This is a genomic window from Pseudomonas proteolytica, assembly GCF_007858275.1.
In the GTDB taxonomy this organism is placed as follows: domain Bacteria; phylum Pseudomonadota; class Gammaproteobacteria; order Pseudomonadales; family Pseudomonadaceae; genus Aquipseudomonas; species Aquipseudomonas proteolytica.
In genome coordinates this window covers 1-26,400 of record NZ_VFEV01000015.1, presented here as the reverse complement: position 1 = coordinate 26,400, position 26,400 = coordinate 1, and the positions used below count along the sequence as shown (strand labels likewise).

Below are 26,400 nucleotides of genomic sequence, written 5' to 3'. Positions count from 1 at the left end.
GGGGGCTGCTTCGCAGCCCAGCGCGGGGCAAGCCCGCTCGCCACAGGCAAGCCCGCTCGCCACAGGCAAGCTCATTGCCACAGAGGGCCTGCCTCAGGTATCAGGCAAAGGCTTTTTCGCTGATGACGCGGCCGGCCTGCATGCGCACCAGTTGGTCAGCCACATCGAAGTAACGGTCGTCGTGGGAGATGACGATGATGGTCTTGCCCAGGCGCTTGAGGTCCGGCAGCAGCTCGGTGTAGAAAATCCGCCGGAAGGTCGGGTCCTGATCGGCCGCCCACTCGTCAAACACCAGCACTGGGCGCTCATCGAGCCAGGCGTTGACCAGGGCCAGGCGCTTGCGTTGCCCGGTGGACAGGTCGGTGGTGGTGAAAGCACCGTCGCGCACGCTGACCTTGTGCGCGATCTCCAGGCGCTCCAGGTATTGGGTGGCGTCGTCGGGCAGGGCCTTGTCGTTCTGCACCAGGTCGTCGAACAGGAAGTAGTCGGCAAAGATCGTGGTGAACATCTGGCGGTAGTCGTCCAGGCCCAGTGCGTCCACGGGTAGGCCGTTGAGGCGGATTTCGCCTTGCTGCGGGGTGTACAGGCCCAGCAGCAGTTTGATCAGGGTGGTCTTGCCGCAGCCGTTTTCGCCGACGATAAACAGGATTTCCCCAGGCTCGATGCTCAAATTGACCGGGCCCAGCTTGAACGGCTCGCTGCCCTCCACGGGCGGGAAGGCGTACTGCACGTTGCGCAGTTCCAAGTGCTTCATCACCGGAACGCTTTTGTCGGCGTCATCGAGCAGCAGGTGCGGTTCCGGCGAGGAGAAGCGCTCCGACAGGTCGGCAATGCGGCGGAAGGCAATTTGCGCGCGGCTGATGATCGGCAGGTTGCCGATCAGGTTTTCCAGCGGGCCTTTCATGTACAGCAGCACCAGGACAAAGCCGCTCATCACCGCCGGGTCCGAGCTGGGCCAGAACTGTTGCAGGGTCAGCGCCAGGCCAATCACCACAAAAAACAGCATCGAGCCCAGGCTCTTGGCGATCACGAAAATATTGATCGAGCGGATATGGGTATCGCAGATATGGTCGGCAGTGCCCTGGATATTGCGGGTGTGCATGGCGTGCCGGCGCGGGCGGTGGATACGCAGTTCCTTGGCGCCCTCGGCAATCGCCGAGTAGTGTTTTTGCAGGTTGTCTTCGGCGTCGCGTGCCGCGTAGAAGCCCTTGATGCCTTTGCTTTGGGCCACGAACTGCACCGCCGAACCGATCCCGATGGCCAGCAGGGTCATCAGGAAGATCGGCCAGGACAGCACCGCCAGGTAGCCCAGGCAGCCAAGGATCACTGTGGTGGAAATCGCCAGCGGGGCGAAAGCGAAGGCGAAGTCGCTGATGGTGTCGACGTCGTGGGTCAGCACCGGGATCAGGCGGTGGGTGCGATAGCGCTCGATCTGCTCGATGGGCGCGGCGAGCACCTTGGCGCCGAGGTCCTTGCGCAGTTTGGCAATCACCTTCTGCCCGACGAAGTTGGTGCCGATATCGGCGCCGATACTGCTGAGCAAGGCCAGCAGGCACAGCCCGGCGAAGGCCAGGACCACGCCGGTACCCATGCCGTCGGCGCTGTGCAGGCCGCGGTTGACCGTGGCCAGCAGCGCGGTGACGCTGAGGCCGCCGATGATGCCCAGGGTGATGGAAGAAATGACAATCCGTCGATAGGGCTTGAGCAGGCTCAAGAGTTCGCGAATGGCGCTGCGCGGTGCTGCGGTCATGAAACTACCTCGATCGCGACGTGGCTACGTGCTGTGGGCAAGTGAAGGCCTGCGTGCGCAGGTTTACCGCTGGCAGGCCGATAGTAGGAGGACGAGTCGGGTGGGGCGCGATTTAGCCTCGCGCCGAGTTGCGCAGGCTCACAGGTCCCGTGCCACCCGCAAGCCCAGCCAGTCGCCGCGCACATTGGAGTAGAGGCTGTTGCGGTTGCCGGAACGGGAAAAAATCGGCGCTTCGCCCCAGTCGTTGCCGCGAATCTGCCGCACCTCGCATTGCCCGGTCAGCCAGGCGCTGCCATCGCTGGGCGCGCCCACATAGCTGTCGTGTTCACAGTCTTCGACCCATTCATAAACGTTGCCGTGCATGTCATACACACCGAACGCATTGGGCGCATAGCTGCCGGCGGGCGAGGTGTAGCTGTAGCCATCCGCCGGCCCGTAGGTATTGGCGTGCTTGGCGATGCCGTATTTCTCACCCTCGTCGAACGGGAACGGGAAGGGCCCGGAGGTGCCGCCACGGGCGGCGTACTCGCGCAGGGACTCGCTGACCAGGCGGTAGTGCTTGCCGGTTTTCTTCGACAGCCAGGCGACATATGCATTGGCTTCGGCAAAGTCCATGCACACGGCCGGATGCTTGGCGGTGATGGGGTAGCTGGGCTTGCCAGCCGTGCATTTGCGCCCTGGTCGGTCGTCGCCGTCGGGCATTTTATAGCCGGTCTCCCGTATAAAACGGTCCCACTCGCCGGCCAGTACCTGGAAGCGGCTGATGGCTACGGGTTTAGCGAAGGTCACGTCATGGATCGGCCCCTCATCGGGCTGGCGGCCGACTTCATCGTCCGGGGTGCCCATCTTGAAGGTGCCGGTGGGCAGCACCACCATTTCCGGGCAGTGCTTGCAGTCCTTGAACACGGTGCCGGGCTTGGGCGGTGTTGCGGCCTGGGCGGCTGGCGCCAGGCAGGCCATCAATGCCGTCAGGGCCAGGAACTTGAGCAGCGTTGGGGTGAGCGGTTCATCGTTCATGAGTCGTCTCGATAACAAGAAAAAGGCGTCAAAGGGTTTTGTCGAGCAGCGCCAGGAAGCGGTCGACTTCATCTTCGGTATTGAGCAGGCCCGGCGCAGTGCGCACCACCGGGCCGACATCGCGGTTCACCGCGTCGCTGATGACCCGGTTGCGCATCAGGTAGGCGGCCACCTTGTCGCTGTCCTGGCCCTTGACCCGGAAGAAGCTGAAACCGGCCGACAGTTGCGGGCTGGCGGGGGTGACCAGCTCGATGTTCGGGCGTGCCTGCAAGCGGTCCTTGAGGTAGGTATTGAGGCTGTGGATGCGCTGCTGGACCTCGGCCTTGCCCAATTGCAGGTGCAGCTTGAAGGCCTCATCCAGCGCCCAGCGATGCTCAAAGGCGTGATAGCCGCCGGGGGAGAAGGAGGTAGCAAAATCGGTGTCTTCGGAGAACGTCGGCAGGCTCGGGGTGAGGTTGGTCACTTGCTCCGAGGCGGCGCATACCAGGCCGGTGCCCCGTGGCCCGAACATCCACTTATGGGTGCCGGCAATAAAGAAGTCACAGTGCATGTCCGGGAAGGCCAGGTCTTCGACGCCAAAGCCATGCACGCCATCCACCACGTAGAGAATGCGGTCCTTTTCGTCACGCTCCTGGTTGTGGCGCTTGACCAGTTGGCCGATTTCGCCGATCGGCAGTTTCACGCCACTGCCCGACTGGACCCAGGTCATGCCCAGCACCCGGGTATTGGGGCGGATACTGCGCTCGATGCTCGTCAGCACTTCATCGGCCGACACGTGGTGGGCGTTGGCGAACAGCTTGATCTTGCGCACTTGGGTGGCGTCACGCTGGGTGCGGAACGCGAGGATGCTGTCGGTGGAAAAGTGTTCGTGCTCGGTGGTCAGGATTTCCTGGTCGGGGCGCACGCGCAGGCCGCCGTAGATCATCGCCAGCCCTTCGGTGGTGCTGCCGGTGAGGGCGATCTGGCCGGGCTTGGCCTGCAGATAACGCGCGGCCCATTCACGCACCTGGCCTTCGCGTTTCCAGGGTTCCTGCAGGTCCCAATCCATGGTCAGGCCGGGGTTGCGGTCAATGGCGGCGCGGTGGCGCTCGATGGCCTCGCGTACCGGCCTTGGGTGGGAGGTGATCAGGAAGTTGGAGAAGTGGATGTAATTCGGGTCCTGGTCGAACAGTTGGCGCAGGCTGGCCCATTTGTCGGTGGGCGCTGCCTGCACCTGCAGGTTTACCCCCAACGGCAGGCTGGCGGCGAGGATGCCAGCCTGTTTGAGAAAGGTGCGGCGGTCGCTCATGGCATCTGCTCGCTTGGCGGCACGCCGGGCTTGGCGGACTGTTGCACCTGCTCCCACACCCGCAGGAAGTTGCCGCCCCACAACTTGGCGATATCGGCTTCGGAGTAGCCACGGGTGAGTAGTTCGGCGGTCACGTTGCGCACCTCACTCACATCGTTCCAGCCCTTGACGCCGCCGCCTTCGTTGAAGTCCGAGGCGATACCGACGTGGTCGATACCGATCTTGCGTACGGTGTAGTCGATGGCATCTCCCAGGTCCTTGAGGCTGGCCTTGGGCTCCTCTTCGAGAATGGCATAGAGCTCGCTGGCGTATTCGCCGAACTTCTGTTCCGGCCAGGCGGCAATGATCGGGTCGCCGGGCATCAGGGCCATCGCCAGGTTGGGCAGGGGCGGCAGGTCGAAACGCGCGCGCAGTGCGTTGAGCTTGTCCTGGATCGGTTGGCTCAGCGGGCGCAGGTACCCGCCGAACGCCACCACTTGCACCACGCCGCCGCTGTTCTTGATCAGTTGCAGTTCTTTGTCGCTGAGGTTGCGCGGGATATCCACCGAGGCGCGGGGCGCGGAGTGGGACGCGACCATGGGCGTGCGGCTCAACTGCGCCACTTGCTCGAGGGCGGTGGTGGACATTTGCGACACGTCGATGATCACGCCCAGGTCGTTCAGGCGCTGCACCGCTTGCTTGCCGATGGGTGAGAGGCCGCCGAGGGCGTCCGGCGAGTCATTGAAAAACGGCAGCGGGCGCGAAGAGTCGGCCCAGCTGTTATTGCCGATGTAGCTGAAGCCGAACATGCGCATGCCTCGCGCCGTCCACATGTCCAGCAGGTTCAGGTCATTGCCCAGGGGGTAGGCGTTGAGCATGCTGATAAAGACCGCAAACTTGCCCTCGCCATGCAGGCGGCGCAAATCGGCCGGGGTGTAGGCAATGCCCACCTGGTTGGGAAAGTCACGAACCATGCCGGTAATGATCTTGTAGCGCACCTCTTGCTGGTTTCGGGCCTCGTCGACAAAGCCTGCGGTGGGTTTGTGCGGCGCGTTGGGGCCATTCCACAGTTCGGGCCAGCCGAACACCGTCAGCGCCGCCCCCGACAGGCGCCCGCGACTGGCCTTGGCCAGGTCGAACTGGCCGCTGCCGTCCTTGTCTGCTTCATGCCCGGCGGTGCCGAAGTCCAGGGGCACGGTGATATGGCTGTCGAACGAAAGCAGGCGGTCCTGCAGTTCATTGGCCTGCTTGATCACTTCCAGCGAATAGCCGGCGTTGCCGCGAAACCAGTGGTCCCAGGCAAAGCCTGCGCCGGCAGCGATGGCCAGGGCCAAGGGCAGGCCGATGTATAGAGCCTTTTTCGAACGTGGTTTTGTCATTGCCATCTCAGTCGGTTCGCCTTTGAGGTGCAGGCGCAAGGGGCCTTTGCTATCTGGGAAGAACGAGCGCAGGCCCGGAAAATTTAAGTATCCCCACCATCAATGGTGGGAGCCGGCTCCCACAGTAAATTTGCTGTCCGGCAAAACGTTCTAGCTTGGATAAAGCCTGCTCCAAGGCTGACACAGGTAGGAACATGACGATTTCTCGACGAGGGTTTATCGCAGGCCTGGCGCTGACCGGCGCCGCCGTACCTGCAGCCTTTTATGCCCATCGCGAGTTGACGCGTGAGGAGTTCCCCATCACGCCCGAGGAAGCCACGGTGGACCTGGCGGACGCCGCCGGCCAGCAGTTGGCGAACAGCCTGCGCGGGATCTGGAGCCTGCGCCTGGAGGGGCGTGATGCCGGGTTGCACGGCTTGCCCCTCGATGATCTGCAACTGTTTATTGATATCGCACCGCGTGGCCGTGGCGTGCGCGGCTACCTGGACACCGCTGGGCACCTGCGGGGGCCGGATGAGCCGCGCTATCAGGTCCTGGGTGATCTGGTTCCGGGCAATGCAGCGCTGCTGTACTGGCGCCTGATCGACCGCGACTCGCCAGATGGCATGCCGGCCTATGAATTCAAGATGAGCCTGGACGAGGTCTGGGACAGTTTCGGCAATGCTGGCAGCGGCACCCTCAGCGGGCAGATCCTCAGCCTCGACCGGCCCCTGGCAGCGTTGGAGCTGGATAACCGGTTTGTCGCCACCAAGCAGTTGTTCCCCGAAGCCCGCGAACGAATCGGCCTGAACCCTGCGCTCCTGGCCTGGTTGATTGCCCCCGAACACCGCCTGTTCCACCAGCTCTGGCACGCCTCGCGGGACCAGTGGCACAAGCTGCCCGAAGACAAGCGCAATGCCCTGCGCGGTATCGGTTGGCAGCCCGGGCCACGGGATAACGAGCGCGACGCCCGTGGCCCGCGCAAGGATCGCAATGGCTCGGGTATCGACTTTTTCTTCATGCACCGGCACATGCTCGGCACCGCGCGTTCCCTGCAGGACTTGCCGTCCTGGCCGCGCTTCCCGCAGCCCCAGCCAGAGCTTGAGCGTGATCGCCAGGGCTTTGCGCGCTACTTCGACAATCACGATGGCTTCGCACTGCCGCCGACCTGGACGGCCAGTGGCGACGAGCAGTACAGCCAGTGGGTCAGTGATATCAAGGCGGCCGAGACCTATCACAGCAACTTCCAGGTGTGGGAGTCGCAGTACCGCGACCCGCGTTACCTGGCCAAGTTGACCCTGGGCCAGTTTGGCTCTGAGGTTGAGCTGGGGCTGCACGATTGGTTGCATATGCGCTGGGCGTCGGTACCGCGCGACCCGTCCAATGGCGCGCCGGTGCCCTTTGCCCGGGATCCGGCGGATTTTGCGGCGCGTTGGTATGAGCCTGAGAATGACTTTTTGGGCGACCCGTTTTCCTCCCATGTAAACCCGGTGTTCTGGCATTTTCACGGTTGGATCGATGATCGCCTTGAGGATTGGTTTCGCGCCCATCAGCGCTTTCATCCGGGTGAGCTGAGCCGCCTGGAGGTCAATGGTGTGCCATGGTTTGCGCCTGGGCGCTGGGTTGAGGTGGGTGATCCTTGGCTGGGGCCGGATACCCATGGTTGCAGCACCACCCCGGGACTGCAGATGGGCCGCACCGTGGAAATGGACCCGGAAACCATGAAACTGGCATTGCGCATCACCTTCGGTGCCGATGACGACAAACTGCAGGACTTGTTCCGCAAGGTGCCCAAGCGGCCGTGGTATGCGCGACATTTGAAGGTCAAGGAACGCACGATTTGACCGCCGCGTGTGTGGGCTTTTTGTGGCTAGCTGGCTTTTTGTGGGGCGCGGGCTTGCTGTGGCGAGCGGGCTTGCTGTGGCGAGCGGGCTTGTTGTGGCGAGCGGGCTTGCCCCGCGCTGGGCTGCGAAGCAGCCCTAAAACCTGGCGCCTCGGTTTGTCTGAATAAACGCGGGGGGTTTAGGGGGGGGCTGCTTCGCAGCCCAGCGCGGGGCAAGCCCGCTCGCCACAACAAGCCCGCTCTCCACAGCAAGCTCGCTACCTGTTAGATATCGGACGCCTGCCACCCGCCGCCCAGCGCCTTGTACAGCGCAATGCTCGCCCCCAGTCGCGCCTGGCGCAGTTGCACGTTCAAATCCTGGGCGGCATACAGCGTGCGCTGGGTTTCCAGTACGGTAAGCAAGTCCTCCGCGCCAGCCTCGTAGCGGCTTTGGGCGATGCGGAACGCGGTCTGCGCCTGATCCAGTTCCTCGCGCTGCCACTGGCGCTGTTCGTCCAGCCGGCGAATGCTGCCCAGGGCCTTCTCCACATCGGCAAAGCCATTGATGATCGCGGCGCGATAGGTTTGCAGCAGTTCATCCTGGCGTGCCGTGGCCTTGTCACGTTCGGCGCTGAGGCGGCCGTTGTTGAAAATCGGTGCGATCAGCCCGCCCGTGAGGTTGTAGAACGGGTTGCGCAGCATATCCGCGGCGCGGTTGGCGCCGGAGCCCAGGTTGGCGGTAAGGGTGATGCTGGGTAGCATGGCGGCGCGGGCGACAATGATGTCGGCCTGGGCGGCCGCCAGTTGTGCTTCGGCACTGGCGATGTCCGGGCGGCGGCTGAGCAGGTCGCTGGGCACGCCGGCAGCGATGCTCGGCCAGCGCAGTTGATCAAAGGCCTGTGGCGTCAATTGCAGCGCCTGCACCGGTTGGCCGAGCAGGGCGGCGAGGCTGATTCGGGCAGCCTCGGCGCGCTGGCGTACTTCTGGCAACTGGCGTTGCTGTGCGGCGACCAGGCTCTTTTGCTGGGCCAGCTCAAGCTGGGTGGCAGAGCCGGCTTCATAACGGGTCTGCACCAGCTTAAGGACGTTCTGCGCATTGGCCAGGTTCAGTTCGGCGATGCGTTGTTGCTCGTGCAGGGCCAGGAGCTGGGTGTAGGTGGTGGCCACGCCGCTGAGCAGGGTCAACTCCACCGTGGCACGCTCGAATTCACTGGCGCGCACCGCCAGTTCAGCACTGTCGCGCGCGGCGCGCTTGCCACCCCAGAAATCGATTTCGTAGGTGGCCGTCAGGCTGGCATTGAAGTAGTCCACCGCGTCGTTGTTGTTGTCGGCGTCCAGTTCGCTGTAGCCCTTGCCGCGCAGCAGTTTCTGGCGGTTGGCGTTGAGTCCGCCCTTGAGTTCGGGCAGCAACGGCGCGCCGGCCACCACGGCGCCGGCCTGGGCCTGACGCACTCGCGCCACGGCGCTGGCCAAGTCGTAGCTGCCCCTGCGGGCCTGTTCGATCAGTTGGTCGAGCTGCGGGCTGGCGAAGGCTGTCCACCATTGCTGGTTGGCGTGCAGGGCGCTGGCCTGGTTTGCGGTGGCCCAGGCAGGGGGGGGCTGCAGGCCGCTGTCCGGGCGCTGCACCGGGCTGCTGCAGGCGGCCAGCAGCACGCTGGCGGCGACAAGGGTCAAGTGCGCTTTCATAGGGCGATCATTCACTGGTAAGGGCCGTGACCGGGTCGAGCCGGGCTGCTTTGCGGGCGGGCATAAAGCCGAAGATGACGCCGGTGACCAGGGCGCAGGCGAAGGCGCCCAAGGCGGCAGGCAGCGAGAAGGCGACAGCCACGCTGCTGAGGATCAGCGCGCCACCCACCAGCAGGGCCAGGCCGATCCCGGCCACCCCGCCAACCACCGTGAGCATCACCGCTTCGGTGAGGAACTGGCGCAGGATGTCCCGCTGACGGGCGCCGGTGGCCATGCGGATACCGATTTCCCGGGTGCGTTCGCGGACGGTCATCAGCATGATGTTCATCACCCCGATGCCGCCCACCAGCAATGAGATGGCGGCAATCGAGCCGAGCATCAGCGACAGGGTGTTCTGGGTCCGGGCCTCGGCCTGGATCATCGCGGCGTTGTTGGTCAGTTCGAAATCACGCTTGCCGTTGTGCAGGCGCAGCAGCAGTTGCTCGATGGCTTTTTCCGCCTCATGCACTTTGCGCGCGTCGGCGGCGGCAATCACCACGTATTCCGGGTTGTAGCTGCCGAACAGGCGGATACTCGCGGCGGAGTAGGGGATGGCGATACGGTCGTCGCTGTCCTTGTCGCCGGAACTGGCACCTTTTTCGGCGAGCACACCGATCACCTGGAACGGCACGTTTTCGATCAGGATGTATTGGCCGATAGGGCTGGGGAGGTCCTTGAACAGCTTGTCGCGCACCCGCTTGCCAATGACCGCGACGGTCGCGGCGGCGCGTTCGTCAGCCTCGGTGAAGTAGCTGCCCTCGACCACCGGCCAGTTGAAGATCGCCGGGAAGTTGGTGTCGTTGCCACCCACGTAGGCCATGTGGTCGACGTTGCCGAAACGCACTCCGGCCTCCGCGCCATTGACCGGCATGATGCGCTTGACCTGTGGCAGCGCGGCCATCGCGGCGACGTCGTTCATGGTGATGATGCCGGGCGGTGTGCGCGGGTTGGGCGCCGAGCCGCTGACATAAAGGATATTGGAGCCAAAGGCGCCCATCTGCGCCATGACCTGGCGTTTGCTGCCTTCACCCACCGCGAGCATCACCACCACCGAGGCTACGCCGATAATAATCCCCAATAGGGTCAGGGCCGTGCGGAAGCGGTTGATCCACATCACCCGCCAGGCCGCCTGCACCGCGTCCAGCAGTTCGGCTTTCCACGCACCGTTGTGCTCGGCGCCATCGGCCAGGCGTTGGCGCAGGTCCACCGCTTGCAGAGCCTTGGGTTTGGGCTCGGCGGCAGGTTGGTCGTGGGTGTTGGGGGTGTCGCTGATGATCAGGCCGTCGCGGATTTCGATGATGCGCTTGGCCCGGGCCGCCACTTCACGGTCATGGGTAATCAGGATCACCACGTGACCCTGGCTGGCCAGCTCGTCGAGCAGGGTCATGACCTCGGCGCCACTATGACTGTCGAGGGCCCCGGTGGGTTCGTCGGCGAGGATGATATGGCCGCCGTTCATCAAGGCCCGGGCAATCGACACCCGTTGCTGCTGGCCGCCGGACAGTTGGTGCGGGCGGTTGCCGGTGCGCCCGGCCAGCCCCAGGCGGGTCAGCAGGGCGGCGGCGCGGGCGTGGCGCTCGGCGGCGGGCGTGCCGGCATAGATCGCCGGCATCTCGACGTTTTCCTGGGCTGAACCGGAGGGGATCAGGTGGTAGCCCTGGAATACAAAGCCAAAGGCCTCGCGGCGCAGCCAGGCCAGTTCGTCGGTGTCCAACTGGGCAACGTTTTCCCCGGCGAACAGGTACTGGCCGACGGTGGGGCGGTCGAGGCAGCCGAGGATATTCATCAAGGTGGACTTGCCGGAGCCCGAGGCACCGACAATCGCCACGAATTCCCCGGCATGGATCGACAGGTCGATCCCGCGCAGCACGTCGACCTGAGGCGCATCACCGCCACCGTAGGATTTGCGGATGTCCCGAAGTTCGATCAGCGGCGTCAACATTCAGCCTCCGCTGCTTTGGGCGGGGCCGATCAGCAGGTGATCGCCTTCGTTGAGGCCATCGAGGATCTGGATGCGCAGGCGATCACTGATACCGACCCGCACCTCGCGGTCTTCGATGCTGCCGTCCTTGGCCACCACGCGGGCCAATTGCATGTCGGGGCGGGTGCCGCCTTGCAGGGCTGCAACCGGCGCAGTCAGCGCATTGGTGACGCGACTGGCGACGAAAAACACCTGGGCGGTCATTTCCGCCATCAAAGCGTTATCGGCGTTGTCGACATCCAGCAGCACGGTATAGAGCACCACGCGGCCGCTGCCACTTTTGCTCGAACTGCTGGGGCTGCCACCGCCCTGGCTGGTTTCGTTCAGGGGCTTGGGGGGGACCGGCAGGATCTGGCGCACGGTGCTGGTCCAGCGCCGGTTGCCACCGCTCAGGGTTGTGAAATACGCCTGCATGCCAGGTTTGACATGGCCGATATCGGCTTCCGAGACTTCCGCCCAGACGGTCATGGGCGACAGGTTGGCGATCCGCAGGATCAGCGGCGTCTGCTGCTGGCTGTTGAGGGTCTGGCCTTCGCGGGCATCCACGGCGACTACCGTGCCGGAGATCGGCGCATAGATGCGCGTGTAGCCCAACTCGGCCTGGTCGACCCGCAGCGTGGCCTGGGCCTGGCTGATCTGGGCCTTGAACATGTTGATGCGTGCCTGGGTGGCGTCCAGTTCGGCCTGGGCAGTCTGCACGTCTTCATCGCGGGTGGCGCCACCTGCGGCCAGACGTTGCTGGCGCTGGAATTTCTGCTGCGCCAGGCGGTTTTGCGCGTGCTGCTCCTGCAGTTGGGCCTGCAGATTGGCGATGGAGTAGCGAGTGGCGTCGAGCTTGGCTTGTTGGGTGGCGGGATCGATCTCGACCAGCAGGTCGCCTTCCTTGACCTGGGCGCCGGCTTCGACGTGAATCCGGCGGATCTGCCCCGACGCCTGCGCGCCGACATCGACGTAGCGCCGCGGCTGCAGGGTGCCGAGGGCGGTCACGCTGCTTTCGATATCGCCCCGGTGTACTTGCAGGGTGGCAAATTTATCCCGGCCAGGCGGGATCAGTTGCCAGGCGGCGAAGGCGGCCACGGGGATCAGGCAAAGTGCTGCCAGCAGAGCGCGCCGGGTGTGTCGGGGACGGTTCATGCACGGGTTCCAGCCAGGAAAGTTCGGACCGCAACTCAATCGCCCGCAAGGGCAGAGACAGGCGCGGGAAGCTGTCAGGTAAACGAGGTATTTGCTCTGAAATTTAACTGCTTACATACGCCGTTACAGCTGGGCGAAACGCCAGTATTGGACGGCGAGGGTGAGGCAATTCAAATCTAGATGAGAATTACTATAAATTAGAAGAGCCCAAACTGCCATCACTGTGCGGCCACGGCAGCTACCTTCGTGGCTGCTGGAGTGAATCAGGTGCGGGCCTTAAATTTTTTTTCATTGTCCTCGTTTCCTATCAACACATGGCCTGTTGTTCAGCAGGTCGCCCAGGCTTTCCGCCCCACCGCCACGGGGCTTATCCAGAGGACACTGGAATGACACAGGCAATTGCATCGCCCGCGGTTCACGACCTGATCGGTATTGGTTTCGGTCCTTCGAACCTGGCGCTGGCCATCGCCCTGCAAGAGCGCGAGAAAGCCCAGGGCAAGCTCGATGTACTGTTTCTCGACAAGCAGGCCGACTACCGCTGGCACGGCAACACCCTGGTGAGCCAGAGCGAGTTGCAGATTTCCTTCCTCAAGGACCTGGTGACCCTGCGCAACCCCACCAGCCCCTATTCCTTCGTCAATTACCTCAAGGCCCACGGGCGCCTGGTGGACTTTATCAACCTGGGCACGTTCTACCCGTGCCGCATGGAGTACAACGACTATCTGCGCTGGGTCGCCGGGCAATTTACCGAGCAGAGCCGCTATGGCGAAGAAGTGCTGGCCATCGAGCCGATCCTGCATCAGCAGCAGGTCGAGGCGCTGCGGGTGATCTCCCGCGATGCCCACGGCGAGCAACTGGTGCGCACCGCGCGCTCGGTGGTGGTCAGTGCCGGTGGCACGCCACGTATCCCCGAGGCGTTCAAGGCGCTCAAGGATGACGGGCGGGTGTTCCACCATTCCCAGTACCTGGCGCGCATGGCCCAGCAGCCCTGTGTCGAGGGCAAGCCAATGCGCATTGCGATCATCGGCGGCGGGCAGAGCGCGGCGGAGGCGTTTATCGATCTGAACGACAGCTTCCCTTCGGTGCAGGTGGATATCATCCTGCGCGGCTCGGCCCTCAAGCCTGCCGATGACAGCCCGTTCGTCAACGAAGTGTTCTCCCCGGAGTTCACCGACCTGGTGTTCCAGCAGCCCAGCAGCGAGCGCGAACGCCTGGTCAACGAGTACCACAACACCAACTATTCGGTGGTGGACCTGGACCTGATCGAGCGCATCTACGGGATTTTCTACCGGCAGAAAGTCTCGGGCATCGCCCGTCACGCCTTCCGCACCCTGACCACCGTGGAAAAAGCCAGTGCCGGGCCACTGGGCATCGAGTTGGTGGTGCGTCACAACGCTACCGGCGAGACCGTGATCAATCACTACGATGCGGTGGTCCTGGCCACAGGTTATGAGCGGCAGATGCATCGCCAGTTGCTGGCGCCGCTCGAAGCCTACATGGGTGAGTTTGAAGTGAGCCGCGACTACCGCGTGGTCACCGACGAGCGCTGCAAGGCCGGTATCTACATGCAGGGTTTCAGCCAGGCCAGCCATGGCTTGAGCGATACCTTGCTGTCGATCCTGCCGATTCGTGCCGATGAGATTGCCGCGTCGCTGCATCAACATGATCGGCACCTGGGCCAGGGGCGTTCGGTGCGTGACGTGCTGCTGGCCACCGCGAGCTGACAGCCTGGAGGGTCGTTCCCGTGCCCGCGGGAGCGACCCTTGCCTGAACCCTTGCTGAAGAACCCGCCGATTCGCCGCACTGTCACTTTGCTCGCGCAGACTGCGGGCGTAAGCTGCGCCGGTTTTCAACCATAGCGCAGACTTTCGTGAACAGACTTTCGAGTGACAGTTGTCGACCAGGCTTGGCCAGCTGACGCGCATCTTCGTGCCGTTGCCTCGCCGTTAAAGCGAGAAGCGGTATTTCGGTGGCGAACCTCCCTGGTTCCTGCCTTATCCCCCTTTTTTCGACGCTGATTCTGCGGGCAATCAAAGGGAGATTCATCATGCAAGCCCTCAACAACATCAATCTGGATTCCCTGATCGACACCGTGGTCAGCCTTAGTGCCGCCTTTATTCTGGGCGGTCTGATCGGCTTTGAGCGCCAGTTCCGCCAGCGCACGGCGGGGCTGCGCACCAACGTACTGGTGGCGGTGGGGGCGGCGATCTTTGTCGACATGGCCAACCGCCTGGCCGGGGCCGAAGGCGCCGTACGAGTGGTGGCGTATGTAGTGTCGGGTATTGGCTTTCTCGGCGCCGGGGTGATCATGCGCGAGGAGGGCAACGTGCGCGGGCTCAATACCGCAGCCACGCTGTGGACCTCCGCCGCCGTGGGCGCCTGCGCCGGTGCAGACCTGATCCTCGAGGCGTTCCTGGGCACGATGTTTGTGCTGGCGGCCAACACGCTGCTGCGCCCGATCGTCAATAACATCAACCGCCAGCCGCTGGACGTGGTGTCTGCCGAGGTCACCAACATCCTCTATGTGATCGCCCGGCGTACCCAGCAGCAAGCGGTGATGGCGTTGCTGGAGTCGGAACTGGCGCGCTGTAACTACCCGGCCAGTGATGTCGACGTAAGGCCCTTTGGCAGTGATGAGGTCGAGATCGAGGCCACCCTGGCGGCCAACTCGGTGGATGGCGACGAACTGGATGCCCTGGTCACGCGGATCTCACAGTCGACCCTGGTGGTGCAAGCGTTCTGGAGCCCCAGCACCACGGACTGACGGCAAAGGCTCACACCAGCCACCTCGGTGTCCCTGAAAAAATGGGCGGACCTTATTGGGGCTGCTGCGCAGCCCAGCGCGGGGCAAGCCCGCTCGCCACAACAAGCCCGCCTTCCACAACAAGCCCGTCCTCCACAACAAGCCCGCTCCCCACAACTCGGCGGTTGCCCCCAACTGATCGGAACTAGTCAAAACCGGTTTCTCAAACACCTTGAAAGGGATGCTCCTTAGAGGGGGGAGGCGGCTTTTTGCGTATATTTGACTACGCTTTAGTGAGGATTAGTCCTACACGATGGTCGGATTTTCCCTTCGGTTAACGCATCGTTGCGTTGTTAATGTTGCGCCGTTGCACCTAGCCAGGTTCCGTTGAAACGTTCTGTGTAGACAGTGCCGCTGGTCGGAACTGGTACTTTTCACAGGTACAGGGGTTTCGTGTGATGTGTAAGGGTATTGGCGCCGCAAGAATGGCAAGGCGCCAGTAACGCAACTAATCGGTGGTGTCTTTCCAGGGAGTCGCATGAGCAAAGCATTAATCGTGGATGATCATCCGTTCATTCGTGCAACCGTCAAGTACCTGTTGCGCCAGGAAGGCTTTGACAAGATTTTTGAGGCGGGCAACGGCGCTGATGCCTTACAGATTGCCAGGGAGCAGCGGCCTGACCTGCTCATTCTGGACTTGGCGATGCCCAAGTTGGGCGGGCTGGAGGTGATAAGCCGGGTCAAGACCTTGGGCCTGCCCTGCAAGATTCTGGTGCTGACCTCGTATCTGGCGGTTTTTTTCTCGGCGCGTTGCATGCGCGCCGGAGCGATGGGGTTTGTCGCGAAAACCGGTGAGTTGGATGAATTGCAAAAGGCCATAAAGGCAGTCATGTCCAACTACAGCTGTTTCCCCAGCCTGCCGACCAGTTCCGTGCGCAAGGACGACTTGCAGACCACGGAGCGGGAACTGGTCGAAGCGCTTTCTGACCGGGAGCTAACGGTCCTGCAGAAACTGGCGTTGGGCCTGGGCAACAAGGATATCGCCGAAGACATGCTGTTGAGCCACAAGACCATCAGCACTTACAAAACACGGTTGAAGGAGAAGTTGCGCATGTCTTCGGTGGTTCATCTGTCCAAGTTCGCTCAGCGTAACCACCTGATCTGACATGTCGACGTCTCTTGGCAAGTGGCTCGCGGTACTCTGGCTGGCGAGCCTGTCACTCATTATCAACGTGGCGCTGGGCGCGCCACAGCAACTGCACCTGTTGGGGCACTCGAGTTTCGACGCCCCGCAGGTGCACCTCAAAGAGCCGGACTGGCGTTGGCTGCGCGAGCGCCGCACGCTGGTCATGGGGGTGTCCGCCCCGGACTATGCGCCTTTCGATCTGACGAACAACAACGACGAACTGGAGGGGATCACCGCCGATTACGCGGCATTGATCGCGCAGATGTTGAACGTGACCATCCAGGTCCAGCGCTACGAGCAGCGGGACGACGTCATCGCGGCTCTCAAGCGTGGTGAGGTGGACTTCCTGGGCACAGCCAATGGCTACGAGGCGGCGGATCGGCAATTGAAGCTTTCGCGCTCGTACGCCAACGACCAGCCGACCCTGGTGACGCGTGTCGGTGACAGCCAGGCCCTGAGCGCCGAGCTTGAGGGCAAGCGCCTGGCCATGCTCTATCACTACATGCAGCCTGAGGTAGTGGCCGCCTATTACGCCAACGCCTCCCTGCAGCTTTACCCCTCGACCTTCGAGGCCATTGGTGCCGTCGCCTTCGGCCAGGCGGACGTTTATCTGGGCGATGCCATCAGCACCAATTATCTGATCAACAAAAACCATCTCAATAACGTGCGCATGGCTGATTTTTCCAGCCTGGAGGTCAACCCCTTCGCGTTCGCGGTCGACGGCGACAATCTGCGTCTGCTGCGCATCGTCAATGCGGCGCTGGAGATGATTCCGGTCAGTGAGCAGATGGAAATCCTGCGGCGCTGGAGCTCTGGCAACCTGGGGGTGGTTGGCCGCGAGCGCCTGCGCCTGAGCGCCAGTGAGCAGCGTTGGTTGGACAAGCACCCACGGGTCAAGGTGACGGCGCTCGACAAGTTCCAGCCGTTGTCTTTTTTCAATGAACACGGGCAACTGCAAGGCTTGAGCGCCGAAGTGCTGGCCCAGATCAGCTTGCGCACCGGCCTGAAGTTCGATGTGGTGCGTGGTGATTCACTGCCCCGTCAAGTCAGCCAAGTCAGCGAGGGCAGCGCGGACATGATCGCGTTCATCACCCCGAGCATGGCCCGTGAGGACCTGATCCGCTTTACTCGCCCGTACCTGAGCAACCCGTTTGTGCTGATCTCGCGCGACGATGGCAGCCGTCCGATCACCATCGAGGACATGGCGGGCAAGCGCCTGGCGGTCATCCGCGGCAGCGTCCAGCGCGAGATCATCAGCCGCGAATATCCCGATATCCACTTGGTGGACGCCGAGGATTCCGCGCAGGCCATGGAGTTGGTCGTCAGTGGCACGGCGGACGCGACGGTCAACGCGCTGATCATTGCGCGCTACATCATCGCCCAGCACTACCGTGATCGCCTGCGCATCACCAGCACGGTCGGCTCGCAGCCCGCGCGAGTGGCCTTTGGTGTGGGGCGCGGCCAGTTGGAGTTGTACTCGATCCTGGACAAGGCGCTCTTGAGTATCACGCCCCAGGAGATGGATGAGCTGACCAATCATTGGCGTAGCGAAGTGGTGATTGATGACAGTTACTGGCTACGTCACCGCAACACGATTATCCAGGGGTTCGCAGTGGCCGCGCTGCTGTTGACGATCACCCTGGGTTGGGCGATTTACCTGCGCAGCCTGATTCGCAAGCGCGGCCAGGCCGAGCGCGCGCTGAGCGACCAGATGCGTTTCATGAGCGTGCTGATCGACGGCACGCCGCACCCGATTTATGTGCGTGATCGCCTGGGCCGGTTGATGGCGTGCAACAGTGCCTACCTCAATGTGTTCGGCTTCCGGCTCGAAGATGTGATCGGCAAGACCGTGGTCGAGACTGACACCGGCAACCACCCCCAGGCCCAGTCCTACCACGAAGACTACTTGCGCCTGATGGAGCGCGGAGAGCCGCAGATCCACGACCGTGTGCTCAAGGTGCCGGGCGGGGCGACCCTGACCATTTATCACTGGATGCTGCCTTACCGCGACGGTGACGAAAAGGTCGTGGGCATGATTGCCGGCTGGGTGGACGTCAGTGAGCGCCAGCGTTTGCTGGGGCAACTGCAGGAGGCCAAGGAGGGGGCAGACGCCGCCAATCGGGCCAAGACCACGTTCTTGGCGACCATGAGCCACGAGATCCGCACGCCGATGAATGCGGTGATCGGCATGATCGAGTTGGCGCTGAAAAACGCCGAGCAGGGCCGTATCGACCACGATGCCCTGGCGGTGGCCTCCGATGCTTCGCGGGGCATGCTGGAGTTGATCGGCGACATTCTCGACATTGCCCGGATCGAGTCCGGCCACTTGTCCCTGACCCTGGAACCGTCGAACCCGCGCGAACTGCTGGCCTCGGTGGCCCGCATCTTCGAAGGGCTGGCACGGACCAAGGGCCTGATGCTCAAGGTTGATTTGGACCCGCTGGTGGACCGTTACGTGATGATCGACCCGTTGCGCTTCAAGCAGGTGGTCTCCAATTTGTTGAGCAATGCCATCAAGTTTACTGCCAAGGGCCATGTGCATCTGTGCGCCAGAGGCTCGCCGGCAGTCGCCAATGGCTACGTGAGCCTGCGGCTGGTGGTGGAAGACAGCGGGGTGGGTATCAGCGTCGAGGACCAGGCGCGGCTGTTCAATCCGTTTGTCCAGGGGCGCAACACCGACCAGTCGGCGCGCAGTGGCTCCGGCCTGGGCCTGGTGATTAGCCGCAGCCTGTGTGAAATGATGGGCGGCCAACTGAAATTGAGCAGCCGGCTGGGGCAGGGGACCCGCGTAGAAGTCACGCTGTCCCTGGCGGTGGCGTCCAGCACCAGCGCCGAGCATGAGTCGGTTGCACTGGACGCGTCGCCAGCGCACATGTTGAACATCCTGGTGGTGGATGATTACCCCGCCAACCGCCAATTGCTGACCCGGCAACTGAGCTTCCTGGGGCACCGCATCACCACCGCCAACGATGGTGTACAAGGCCTGGAGCGCTGGCAGGCCGAGCGTTTCGACGGGGTGATCACGGACTGCAATATGCCGCTGAAAAATGGCTATGACCTGGCGCGGGAAATCCGTGCCGATGAGCGAGCCCGGGGATTGGCGCCTTGCCTGTTGCTGGGGTTTACCGCCAACGCCCAGCCCGAAGAAACCGAGCGTTGCCTGGCGGCAGGGATGGATGGTTGCCTGTTCAAACCCACGGGGCTGGAGGACTTGCATGCCGCGCTTGCGTCACGTACCGCCAAGCCGTCGGTCCAGGCCGAAGTGCAGGCTGATGTCACGCCGGATATGGACTTGAGTCGGTTGCTGGCGTTGACCGGCTCCGACGTGGACGCCGTCAAGGAGTTGCTGGCCCCCCTGCTCGACAGCCTTGCCACCGACCGTACGCTACTGCAGGCGTTGGCCAATAAACACGACTATGCCCAGTTGCATGACCTGGCTCATCGCACCAAGGGCGGGGCGCGCCTGGTCTCGGCCCAGGTATTGGTCAGCCACTGTGAGGCGCTGGAAGCCGCCTGTGAACAGCGCGACCCTCAGGCATTGGCCGCTGCGGTGGCGGGCGTGCAGCAAGCCATTGACCAGTTGCATCAGGTCCTGACGGACTACTGCGATCATGCTCAAAGGTAGGATTTGGGAGAAATCCTACGCTCTGGGGGAACTCCGCTGATTTTGTAGACCATTTATGTCTGGAACAGTAGCGCGCTCCTTCCGGCCACGAGCGCGACCTGCTCAGGGACTTGCCATGCCCACCAAAGCACTGACCATCCTGATCGCTGATGAACAGCACCTGCAACGGCTGCACATCGAAAAAATGCTTAACCAGTTGGGCTATTACCGGATCGTCCCGGTGCAGACTGTCGAGGAAGTACTGATCCTCACCGACATCCCGGCCGAGCCCTTCGATGTGCTGGTCATCCATGCGGGCCTGGCCGCCAGCGCCGGCGGGGAGTGGGTGCTGCGCCAGCAACATCCGCAGGTGCGCCATGTGCTGGTCTATGCCGACCAGGACCTGGAGCCAGCGGTCTCTCTTGCGCCCCTGGTCCTGATGCGATTGCCAGGCGCGCTCGACAGTGTCGCCCTGGAACACTTCATGGGCATCATCGACCCGCCGTCACCGGTCAGCGGCTTGCGGGTCTTGCCATGGCTGCGGGAACTGGCGCGCAGCCCGGCGGTTTAGCTCAGTCCCATTGCGGCGCAATGCCCTTGGGGCTGGTCAGGCGATGGCCACGCTCAAGGCCGTTGATCTGCGCCATATCGGCTTCGCTCAAGGTCAGTTGCACGGCCTTGAGGTTGCTCTGCAGGTTGGCGCGTTGGGTCGAGGACGGAATCACCGCATACCCCGACTGCATGGCCCAGGCCAGGGTGACCTGTGCGGGCGTGGCCTGGTTGCGCTGGGCAATCGCCTGGATCAGCGGGTCTTTGAGCACTTCGCCGTAGGCCAGGGTCATGTACGACGTAATCTGGATACCGTGGCGCGTGGCGAAATCCACCACGGTGCGGTTTTGCAAGTACGGGTGCAGTTCGATCTGGTTGGTGGCGATGTTCTCGGCACCGACGGCGGCGATGGCTTCTTTCATCAGCGCCACGGTGAAGTTGGAAACACCGATCTGCCGGGTCAGGCCCAGGCGCTTGGCTTCCAGCAACTGCCCCATGAACTCGGCGACGGGCACCTGGTTTTGCGGTGATGGCCAATGGATCAGGGTCAGGTCCAGATAGTCGGTCTTGAGCTTGCGCAGGCTTTCCTTGAGGCTGGGTATCAGTTGGCCTTCGGCAAAATTGGCGATCCAGATCTTGCTGGTAATGAACAATTCATCGCGGGGGATACCCTTGTCGGCGATCGCTTGGCCGACATCGGCCTCGTTCTCATAGATCTGTGCGGTATCGATGGCCCGGTAGCCCAAGTCCAGGCCGGTACTGACCGAATCGATGACCACCTGGCCTTGCAGGCGGAAAGTGCCAAGACCGAATGCGGGAATAGACATGAGTGACTCCTGTTGTGGCATGAACAATGGCGTTGAGTATCAGCCGCACGCGCCAGCGCAAACACCCACGATTGTTCAAATCACTCTTGACCAGAAGTCATGAGTCCCATTGCGGTGATAAGACGAGCTTGCAGGGACAGAGGGCTACCCACCACTGGCCTTTCTTGTGGCGAGCGGGCTTGCCCCGCGCTGGGCGGCAAAGCCGCCCCAACAGCCTCACCACGTTCTACCAGATACACCGAGGTGGCTGGTTTTGGGGCTGCTGCGCAGCCCAGCGGGGCACAAGCCCCCTCGCCACAACTGTCGGTTTCTACAGAGCTTTGAGTTGGCGGGCCAGGTCCAGCACCACTTTGCCGCTGCCGACATTGGGCACCAGGTGGGTAAACGGGATATCGATCATGCGGTTTTCCCGCACGGCCCGCAGGCGCGACAGCACCGGGTCGCGGGTCAGCAGCTGGCGTTTACGGCTGGCCGGGGACCATACGGCATCGGCCAGCAGAATCACGTCCGGGTCGCTCATCAATAACGTCTCACTGCTGACCGTGACCCGGTATTGATTGATTCCGGCCAACAGGTTGCGCGCCCCGGCCGCGGCCAGCAGGGCGCTGACGAAACCTTGCCGGCCCTCGCTGTCCAGGCCGTTGACTTCACTGTCGAGATAAAACACCGACAAGGGTTTTGCCGGCTTGGCCAGTGCCTGGGCGCTGGCCAGGTCAGCGTCCAGGGCCTCGATCAGGTCGCGGGCCCGCTGCGGTTTGTGCAGCAGGTTGCCCAGGGTCTGCAGGTCAGTGCGAATGTGGCCGAAGTAATCCAGGGAGCGCCCGGCACACGCCGACTCCAGCAGATACGAGCCCACGCCATTACCTGCCAGCCCGGTACGCGAGGTGATGCCGTTGCCAAAGGCCGTGGCAAAACCGCCCACCACCAGGTCCGGCCGTTGCCCATATAACACCTCGCTGGCCGGATAGCGCGGGGCAATCACCGGCACACCGAAGTACCTGCCCTGTTTATGCGCGGCACCGTTGTCATCCAGGTACGCCACGCCTACCAGCGCCGGGCCGGCGCCCAGGGCCAGCAGCATATCGGCGGCGTGCTGGTTCAGGGCGACGATGCGCGACGGCGGCGCATGGGGCAGTTGCCAATCCTGCTGGCAATTGCGATAGCCGTCCGCCAGGGCCGACGCACTGCACAACAGGGCGATGGCCAACCCTCCCAGGCGCTTCATGGGCGCTCCCGGATCAACAGCTCTTCGACCACTTCACCGCCCACCAGGTGCATATCCACCAGGCGCACGGCGTCGGCCTTGCTGTGTATCCCATACCAGCAGCGCTCCGGGTATACCGTGAGCACCGGCCCCAGGTTGCACGGGAACTGGCAATGGGTCCGCGTGAGCAGCACACCACCGGGCACTTCGATGCGCTGGTGTTCCAAGAGGCGCCGGCGCAGGGTTTTCCATAGTTGCAAGGCGCCCCGCTGGGTGCAGCGCGGGCCGGTGCACAGCAGCACATGGCGGGCATGCTCGGGGATGCGGGACCAGTCGGGGTGGGTGTCCACCCCGTCGATTTGGGTGATCTCAGTCATCAGAAGCGATACGTGTAACGCACCTCAGAGGTGAATGGCCGGCCCAGGTTGTCGACATTGCTGGAGCGGCTGGTGACGTAGTCGCGGTCGAACAGGTTTTCTACCAGCAGGCTCACGCGGTGCTGGTGGGCATTGTCGAGGTAGCGATAGGCGTCGGCGTCCACCACCGAATAGTGGCCGTATTCGACTCTTTTCGAGCTGGTCACATCGTGGATATAGCGGATGGCCGCGCCGGCGCCCCACAGGCGATTCTGCGATTCGAACCCCACCCGCGAGCGGGCGAAGAAGCTCGGCACATCGTTGATGGTGACCCCGGTGCGCGACTCGGTCAGGTTGCGGGTCATGTCCGCCTGCAGGCTCCACTGATCGTTGAGCGCCAACTTGGCATCGGCTTCGAAGCCGCGCACCTGGATCTGGCCCTGGCCGTTGACCCACTGGATGTCGTCGAGGGTGATCAGGTCGGTGATCTTGCGCTTGAACAGGGTCACGCTGGCGCTGAACTCGCGGTCGGCCAGCAGGCCCTTGTAGTCCAGGCCCAGCTCGGCGTTGCGGCTTTTCTCCGGCTTGAGGTTGCGGTTGCCGATCTCGTCGCCGGGTTCGTTGACGAACAGTTGCTCGGCATTCGGCAGCTTGTAGGCCGTACCGTACTGGCCGCGCAGGGCCCAGTTGGCGTTGAGGTCGTAGAGCGAGGTGAGCATGCCGACCGTGGCGCTGTCGCCGCCGCTCATGGTTTCGTGGCGCACGCCGAGGCTCGGATGCCAGTCGGGCAGGGCGTCGATCTGCGGGCGCAACTGGGTGTACACGGCGTGGGCTTCGGCCTTGTTATTGTCGATGACCAGCACGTCGTCCTGGCCCTTGAACCACTGGTTGTCGGAACCGAACACCAGCACATGGCCGCCCGCAAGCTCAGCCTTGCCTTCGGCCTGCACGCCCCAGTCGGTAAAGCCCCAGTAGTCGTTGTGATTGCGCACCACGGTGCCGCCGTTGGCGGTGTTGTTGATCCGTGAGTAGCGGGTATCCCAGTCGTTGATATGGCCCTTGACGAAGTAGCTCAGCCGCTCGTTGATGCTCTGTTCGAAAGTCGCCGTGGCAATCTGCTGCACCCGGTCGTTGGTGGTCTTGCGGTTGTTGGTGGCGCCGGCGAAGTCCAGGTTGGCGTCGGTGTACTGGTAAAACAGCTCCAGGCGCGAGTCATCGCCAAAAGACTGGATGGCCTTGGCGCCGAGTGTGGTGACTTCGTAGGAGCGTTTCTTGTCGGTGACGTTGCTCATGTCGCGGTTACGAAAGGGCTGGTAGCCCTCGGACACGTTATGGCTGACATAGGCCAGCAAACCCAGGTCGCCCAGGCCATTGCTGAAAATCCGCTCGGCCCGGGCATCGCCGGTGGTGCCGCCAAAGGTATCGACGCCCAGGTTGGTTTCGCCGGATACGTCACGGGTCTGCGGGCTGCGGGTGACGATGTTGATGACCCCCGCCACGGCCTGGGTGCCGAACAGCAGGCTCTGGCCGCCCTTGAGCACTTCGATGCGTTCCACGGCGTTGGCCGGCAAGGTATCCAGGTACAGGCCACCGTACAGGCGGTTGTTCAGGCGTACGCCGTCGAGCAGGATCAGGGTGTCGTCATTGCGCCCGCCCAACAGGGAATAGGTGCCGTAGTCGAACGGGCCGTTTTTTGGCGCGACGTAGAAACCGGGGATGAACATCTGCATCGCCCGCGTGATATCTGCGCTGGGGCCGGCGCGTTCGATCTGTTGGCGGGTGACAATTTCGACCTTGCTGCCGTACTGGGCCATGTCGGCCACGGTGGTGGACTCCACCGACGGCGCGGAAACGGTCTGTACCTTGAGTTCCAGGGCACTATTGTCAGCGAGTAGCAGGGGACTGAACAGACAACCCAACAGCAAGGTTGGGCCAGAAGTGACGCCGCGTTGAAAAATCATAGTCTTCTCGAAAAGTATCTTCGCAGAAGCACGCAGGAGAAGGTATCGAGCACACGCCAATACCGGCCCATGCCCGCCCACCGCAGGATTTTGCCAAACAGAAATTCCAGGCCGGTCTCCGGGCTCACGCGTATCGAACCCTTCACCTTCCCATGGCGTTCTGGCCACAGTGGTGTGTCGAAGGGGTCACGCGTATACCGTTGCGGGGGCAGCACCGGACTTGCTCGATCGAGCGTACCGGTTTCCCGTTTCACCCCATGCACGGCGGCATGAGGCACCTGAAACAGGCCGGCATCTGAACATTCCCGCGACCGTTGGTCAACTTATCCAGTGGTCGAACCGGTGGGTCTGGATCGTTGTAATATGTTTGCTTCGCTTGATCACCAGAGCCGCACGCCCATGCAGAGCACCCGATTGACGCTGATTTGCCATGGTGCGACCCGCGCGCAAAAGCGTGGGCATTTCGCCCTTGATGAAGCCCTGGAAACGCCGCCGTCGCCCTTGAGGCTGGCCGCACGTTTCAAAAAAGCGCCACGCCTGTTATGCGGGCCTGAGACCAGGGCCCGGCAAACGGCGACGCTGTTCGGTCAGCACGCCACGATTGATGACGGGTTGCGCGATATGGACGTGGGCCATTGGCGCGGTCGGGATATCAATGACATCGACCGCGACGAACTGACGACCTGGCTGACCGACAGCACCAGCGCGCCTCACCGTGGTGAGTCAGTGACGCAGTTGTGCGAGCGCGTCAGCCAGTGGCTGCAACGCGTCGCAGAGCAGCCCGGCCATGTGCTGGCGGTGACGCATCCGGCGGTGGTTCGTGCCGCTTTGCTTCATGTCATGCAGGCACCCATCGCTATGTTTTACCTGATTGATGTGGAGCCGCTGTCTTCTACCGAGCTGCGTTTCAACAACGTCTGGCGTCTGCGCCTGGAAACGCACGAGACCTGAGTGGCGCGAACATGGCAAAATCCCGGCCCCGCACTGAGAACACCTTCATGAAAAAGATCCTGATCATCGGCATTGGCGCCGGCAACCCCGACTACATCACGATGCAGGCGGTGAAGGCGCTTAACCGTACCGACGTGTTTTTCCTGATGGACAAGGGCCAGAGCAAGGACAAACTGATCGACCTGCGCCGGGAGATCTGCCAGACCTACATCGACGCCGGGCATGCCTACCGCTTTGTCGAAGCCGACTGCCCCGAGCGTGTGCGTGGCGAGATCGACTACACCGCGGCTGTGCAGGATCTGAACCGCGACAAGCAACAGACTTTCGAGCGGATGATCAACGAACAAATGGCCGACGGCGAAGTGGGGGCCTTCCTGGCCTGGGGCGACCCGGCGTTGTACGACAGCACCATCCGCATCCTGCAGGCGATTCTGGCCAGTGGCAGCTGTACGTTTGAGTTCGAGGTCATCCCCGGGATCACCAGCGTCCAGGCCCTGGCGGCCCAGCATAAAGTGCCGCTGAACCGCATCGGCCGCTCCATCGAGATCACCACCGGGCGCCGGCTTGCGGCGGGGCAGGTCGGTGATGCCGATACGCTGGTGGTGATGCTGGACGCCGAGGACTCTTACCGTAGCGTCGCGGATCAGCAGATGGACATCTACTGGGGCGCGTACCTGGGCACCCCGGATGAAATCCTGATCAGCGGCAAGGTGGCCGAAGTGGCCGACGAAATCGAGCGCGTGCGCAAGGCGGCGCGCCAGGCCAATGGCTGGATCATGGATACCTACCTGCTGCGCAAGCCGTAGGCGTTCTGGCTGTTGGAATGCAATCAAAAAATGTGGGAGATTCTATGTTGCAGGTAAACCCTGCAACCTTAAGTTCGGTTGGTATTCGCTCTGGTTTTTCATCAGCGCGAATGCCACCCGGCAGAGCTTGCGGGCGAGGATTACCAGGGCTTGGGTCTT

Annotated in this window: 19 protein-coding genes, 1 pseudogene and 1 riboswitch; of the genes and pseudogenes, 8 read left to right on the top strand and 12 right to left on the bottom strand. The window is 62.8% G+C overall.

What is annotated here, in order from left to right; translation table 11 throughout:
- Positions 1 to 100 precede the first annotated feature (100 nt).
- From FIV38_RS12835 to pvdM, 4 genes are all read right to left on the bottom strand, one after another.
- Positions 101 to 1,750 (bottom strand): cyclic peptide export ABC transporter, encoded by a 1,650-nt coding sequence (locus FIV38_RS12835; RefSeq protein ID WP_070995218.1) that lies wholly within the window; start codon positions 1,748 to 1,750, stop codon positions 101 to 103.
- A gap of 138 nt (positions 1,751 to 1,888) precedes the next feature.
- Positions 1,889 to 2,767 carry a dihydropyoverdine dehydrogenase gene (gene pvdO / locus FIV38_RS12830; RefSeq protein WP_092235467.1) on the bottom strand — a complete coding sequence of 293 codons (879 nt, stop codon included), beginning with the start codon at positions 2,765 to 2,767 and terminating at the stop codon, positions 1,889 to 1,891.
- 28 nt (positions 2,768 to 2,795) lie between these two features.
- The gene (gene pvdN, locus FIV38_RS12825; protein ID WP_092235470.1) at positions 2,796 to 4,055 is read right to left on the bottom strand and encodes a pyoverdine-tailoring periplasmic protein PvdN; all 1,260 of its coding nucleotides are present in this window, start codon (positions 4,053 to 4,055) and stop codon (positions 2,796 to 2,798) included.
- Positions 4,052 to 5,413: a pyoverdine-tailoring dipeptidase-like protein PvdM gene (pvdM, locus tag FIV38_RS12820; RefSeq protein ID WP_092235473.1), complete on the bottom strand. Its 1,362-nt coding sequence runs from the start codon at positions 5,411 to 5,413 to the stop codon at positions 4,052 to 4,054. Before pvdM ends, pvdN begins: the two co-directional genes overlap by 4 nt.
- Before the next feature lie 194 nt (positions 5,414 to 5,607).
- Between pvdM and pvdP the strand changes: the two genes are divergently transcribed.
- Positions 5,608 to 7,236, top strand: coding sequence for a pyoverdine maturation tyrosinase PvdP (gene pvdP / locus FIV38_RS12815; RefSeq protein ID WP_092235476.1), 1,629 nt, complete (start codon positions 5,608 to 5,610; stop codon positions 7,234 to 7,236).
- A 263-nt stretch (positions 7,237 to 7,499) separates the two neighbouring features.
- Here pvdP and FIV38_RS12810 read toward each other — a convergent pair whose 3' ends face one another.
- The 3 genes from FIV38_RS12810 to FIV38_RS12800 are packed head-to-tail and all read right to left on the bottom strand — an operon-like array spanning position 7,500 to position 12,054.
- Positions 7,500 to 8,900: an efflux transporter outer membrane subunit gene (locus tag FIV38_RS12810; RefSeq protein ID WP_092235479.1), complete on the bottom strand. Its 1,401-nt coding sequence runs from the start codon at positions 8,898 to 8,900 to the stop codon at positions 7,500 to 7,502.
- Positions 8,901 to 8,907: 7 nt separating this feature from the next.
- Positions 8,908 to 10,881 (bottom strand): MacB family efflux pump subunit, encoded by a 1,974-nt coding sequence (locus FIV38_RS12805; RefSeq protein WP_092235481.1) that lies wholly within the window; start codon positions 10,879 to 10,881, stop codon positions 8,908 to 8,910.
- The gene (locus tag FIV38_RS12800) at positions 10,882 to 12,054 is read right to left on the bottom strand and encodes an efflux RND transporter periplasmic adaptor subunit (protein WP_092235484.1); all 1,173 of its coding nucleotides are present in this window, start codon (positions 12,052 to 12,054) and stop codon (positions 10,882 to 10,884) included.
- Positions 12,055 to 12,440: 386 nt separating this feature from the next.
- On the opposite strand from FIV38_RS12800, the gene FIV38_RS12795 reads away from it, so the two are divergent.
- From FIV38_RS12795 to FIV38_RS12775, 5 genes are all read left to right on the top strand, one after another.
- Positions 12,441 to 13,778 carry a lysine N(6)-hydroxylase/L-ornithine N(5)-oxygenase family protein gene (locus tag FIV38_RS12795; RefSeq protein ID WP_029293121.1) on the top strand — a complete coding sequence of 446 codons (1,338 nt, stop codon included), beginning with the start codon at positions 12,441 to 12,443 and terminating at the stop codon, positions 13,776 to 13,778.
- Between the two features lie 323 nt (positions 13,779 to 14,101).
- On the top strand, positions 14,102 to 14,818 hold the full coding sequence (locus tag FIV38_RS12790) for an MgtC/SapB family protein (protein WP_029293117.1): 717 nt from the start codon (positions 14,102 to 14,104) through the stop codon (positions 14,816 to 14,818).
- A gap of 517 nt (positions 14,819 to 15,335) precedes the next feature.
- Positions 15,336 to 15,962, top strand: a complete 627-nt coding sequence (locus FIV38_RS12785; protein ID WP_092235488.1) for a response regulator transcription factor — start codon at positions 15,336 to 15,338, stop codon at positions 15,960 to 15,962.
- 1 nt (position 15,963) lies between these two features.
- The gene (locus FIV38_RS12780; protein ID WP_092235491.1) at positions 15,964 to 19,608 is read left to right on the top strand and encodes a transporter substrate-binding domain-containing protein; all 3,645 of its coding nucleotides are present in this window, start codon (positions 15,964 to 15,966) and stop codon (positions 19,606 to 19,608) included.
- A gap of 115 nt (positions 19,609 to 19,723) precedes the next feature.
- Positions 19,724 to 20,158, top strand: coding sequence for an ANTAR domain-containing protein (locus tag FIV38_RS12775; RefSeq protein WP_092235494.1), 435 nt, complete (start codon positions 19,724 to 19,726; stop codon positions 20,156 to 20,158).
- A 1-nt stretch (position 20,159) separates the two neighbouring features.
- Here FIV38_RS12775 and dkgB read toward each other — a convergent pair whose 3' ends face one another.
- The 4 genes from dkgB to FIV38_RS12755 form a co-directional block, all read right to left on the bottom strand.
- The gene (gene dkgB / locus FIV38_RS12770; protein ID WP_029293109.1) at positions 20,160 to 20,963 is read right to left on the bottom strand and encodes a 2,5-didehydrogluconate reductase DkgB; all 804 of its coding nucleotides are present in this window, start codon (positions 20,961 to 20,963) and stop codon (positions 20,160 to 20,162) included.
- 310 nt (positions 20,964 to 21,273) lie between these two features.
- Complete coding sequence (locus FIV38_RS12765; protein WP_092235497.1) at positions 21,274 to 22,188, bottom strand: ABC transporter substrate-binding protein; 915 nt, start codon at positions 22,186 to 22,188, stop codon at positions 21,274 to 21,276.
- Entirely contained in the window at positions 22,185 to 22,544 is a 360-nt protein-coding gene (locus FIV38_RS12760; RefSeq protein ID WP_029293105.1) for a (2Fe-2S) ferredoxin domain-containing protein, read from the bottom strand. Before FIV38_RS12760 ends, FIV38_RS12765 begins: the two co-directional genes overlap by 4 nt.
- Positions 22,544 to 24,484 carry a TonB-dependent receptor plug domain-containing protein gene (locus FIV38_RS12755; RefSeq protein ID WP_092235501.1) on the bottom strand — a complete coding sequence of 647 codons (1,941 nt, stop codon included), beginning with the start codon at positions 24,482 to 24,484 and terminating at the stop codon, positions 22,544 to 22,546. The genes FIV38_RS12760 and FIV38_RS12755 overlap by 1 nt, the downstream gene beginning before the upstream one ends.
- 92 nt (positions 24,485 to 24,576) lie before the next feature.
- Positions 24,577 to 24,781, bottom strand: a riboswitch (cobalamin riboswitch).
- Positions 24,782 to 24,883: 102 nt separating this feature from the next.
- Here FIV38_RS12755 and FIV38_RS12750 point away from each other — a divergent pair.
- Together FIV38_RS12750 and cobF are read left to right on the top strand one after the other, a co-directional pair.
- Positions 24,884 to 25,435: a histidine phosphatase family protein gene (locus FIV38_RS12750; RefSeq protein WP_092237389.1), complete on the top strand. Its 552-nt coding sequence runs from the start codon at positions 24,884 to 24,886 to the stop codon at positions 25,433 to 25,435.
- 47 nt (positions 25,436 to 25,482) lie between these two features.
- Positions 25,483 to 26,241 (top strand): precorrin-6A synthase (deacetylating), encoded by a 759-nt coding sequence (gene cobF / locus FIV38_RS12745; RefSeq protein ID WP_092235504.1) that lies wholly within the window; start codon positions 25,483 to 25,485, stop codon positions 26,239 to 26,241.
- A gap of 42 nt (positions 26,242 to 26,283) precedes the next feature.
- Here cobF and FIV38_RS12740 read toward each other — a convergent pair.
- A pseudogene (locus FIV38_RS12740) lies at positions 26,284 to 26,400 on the bottom strand (IS110 family transposase); the annotation flags it as partial.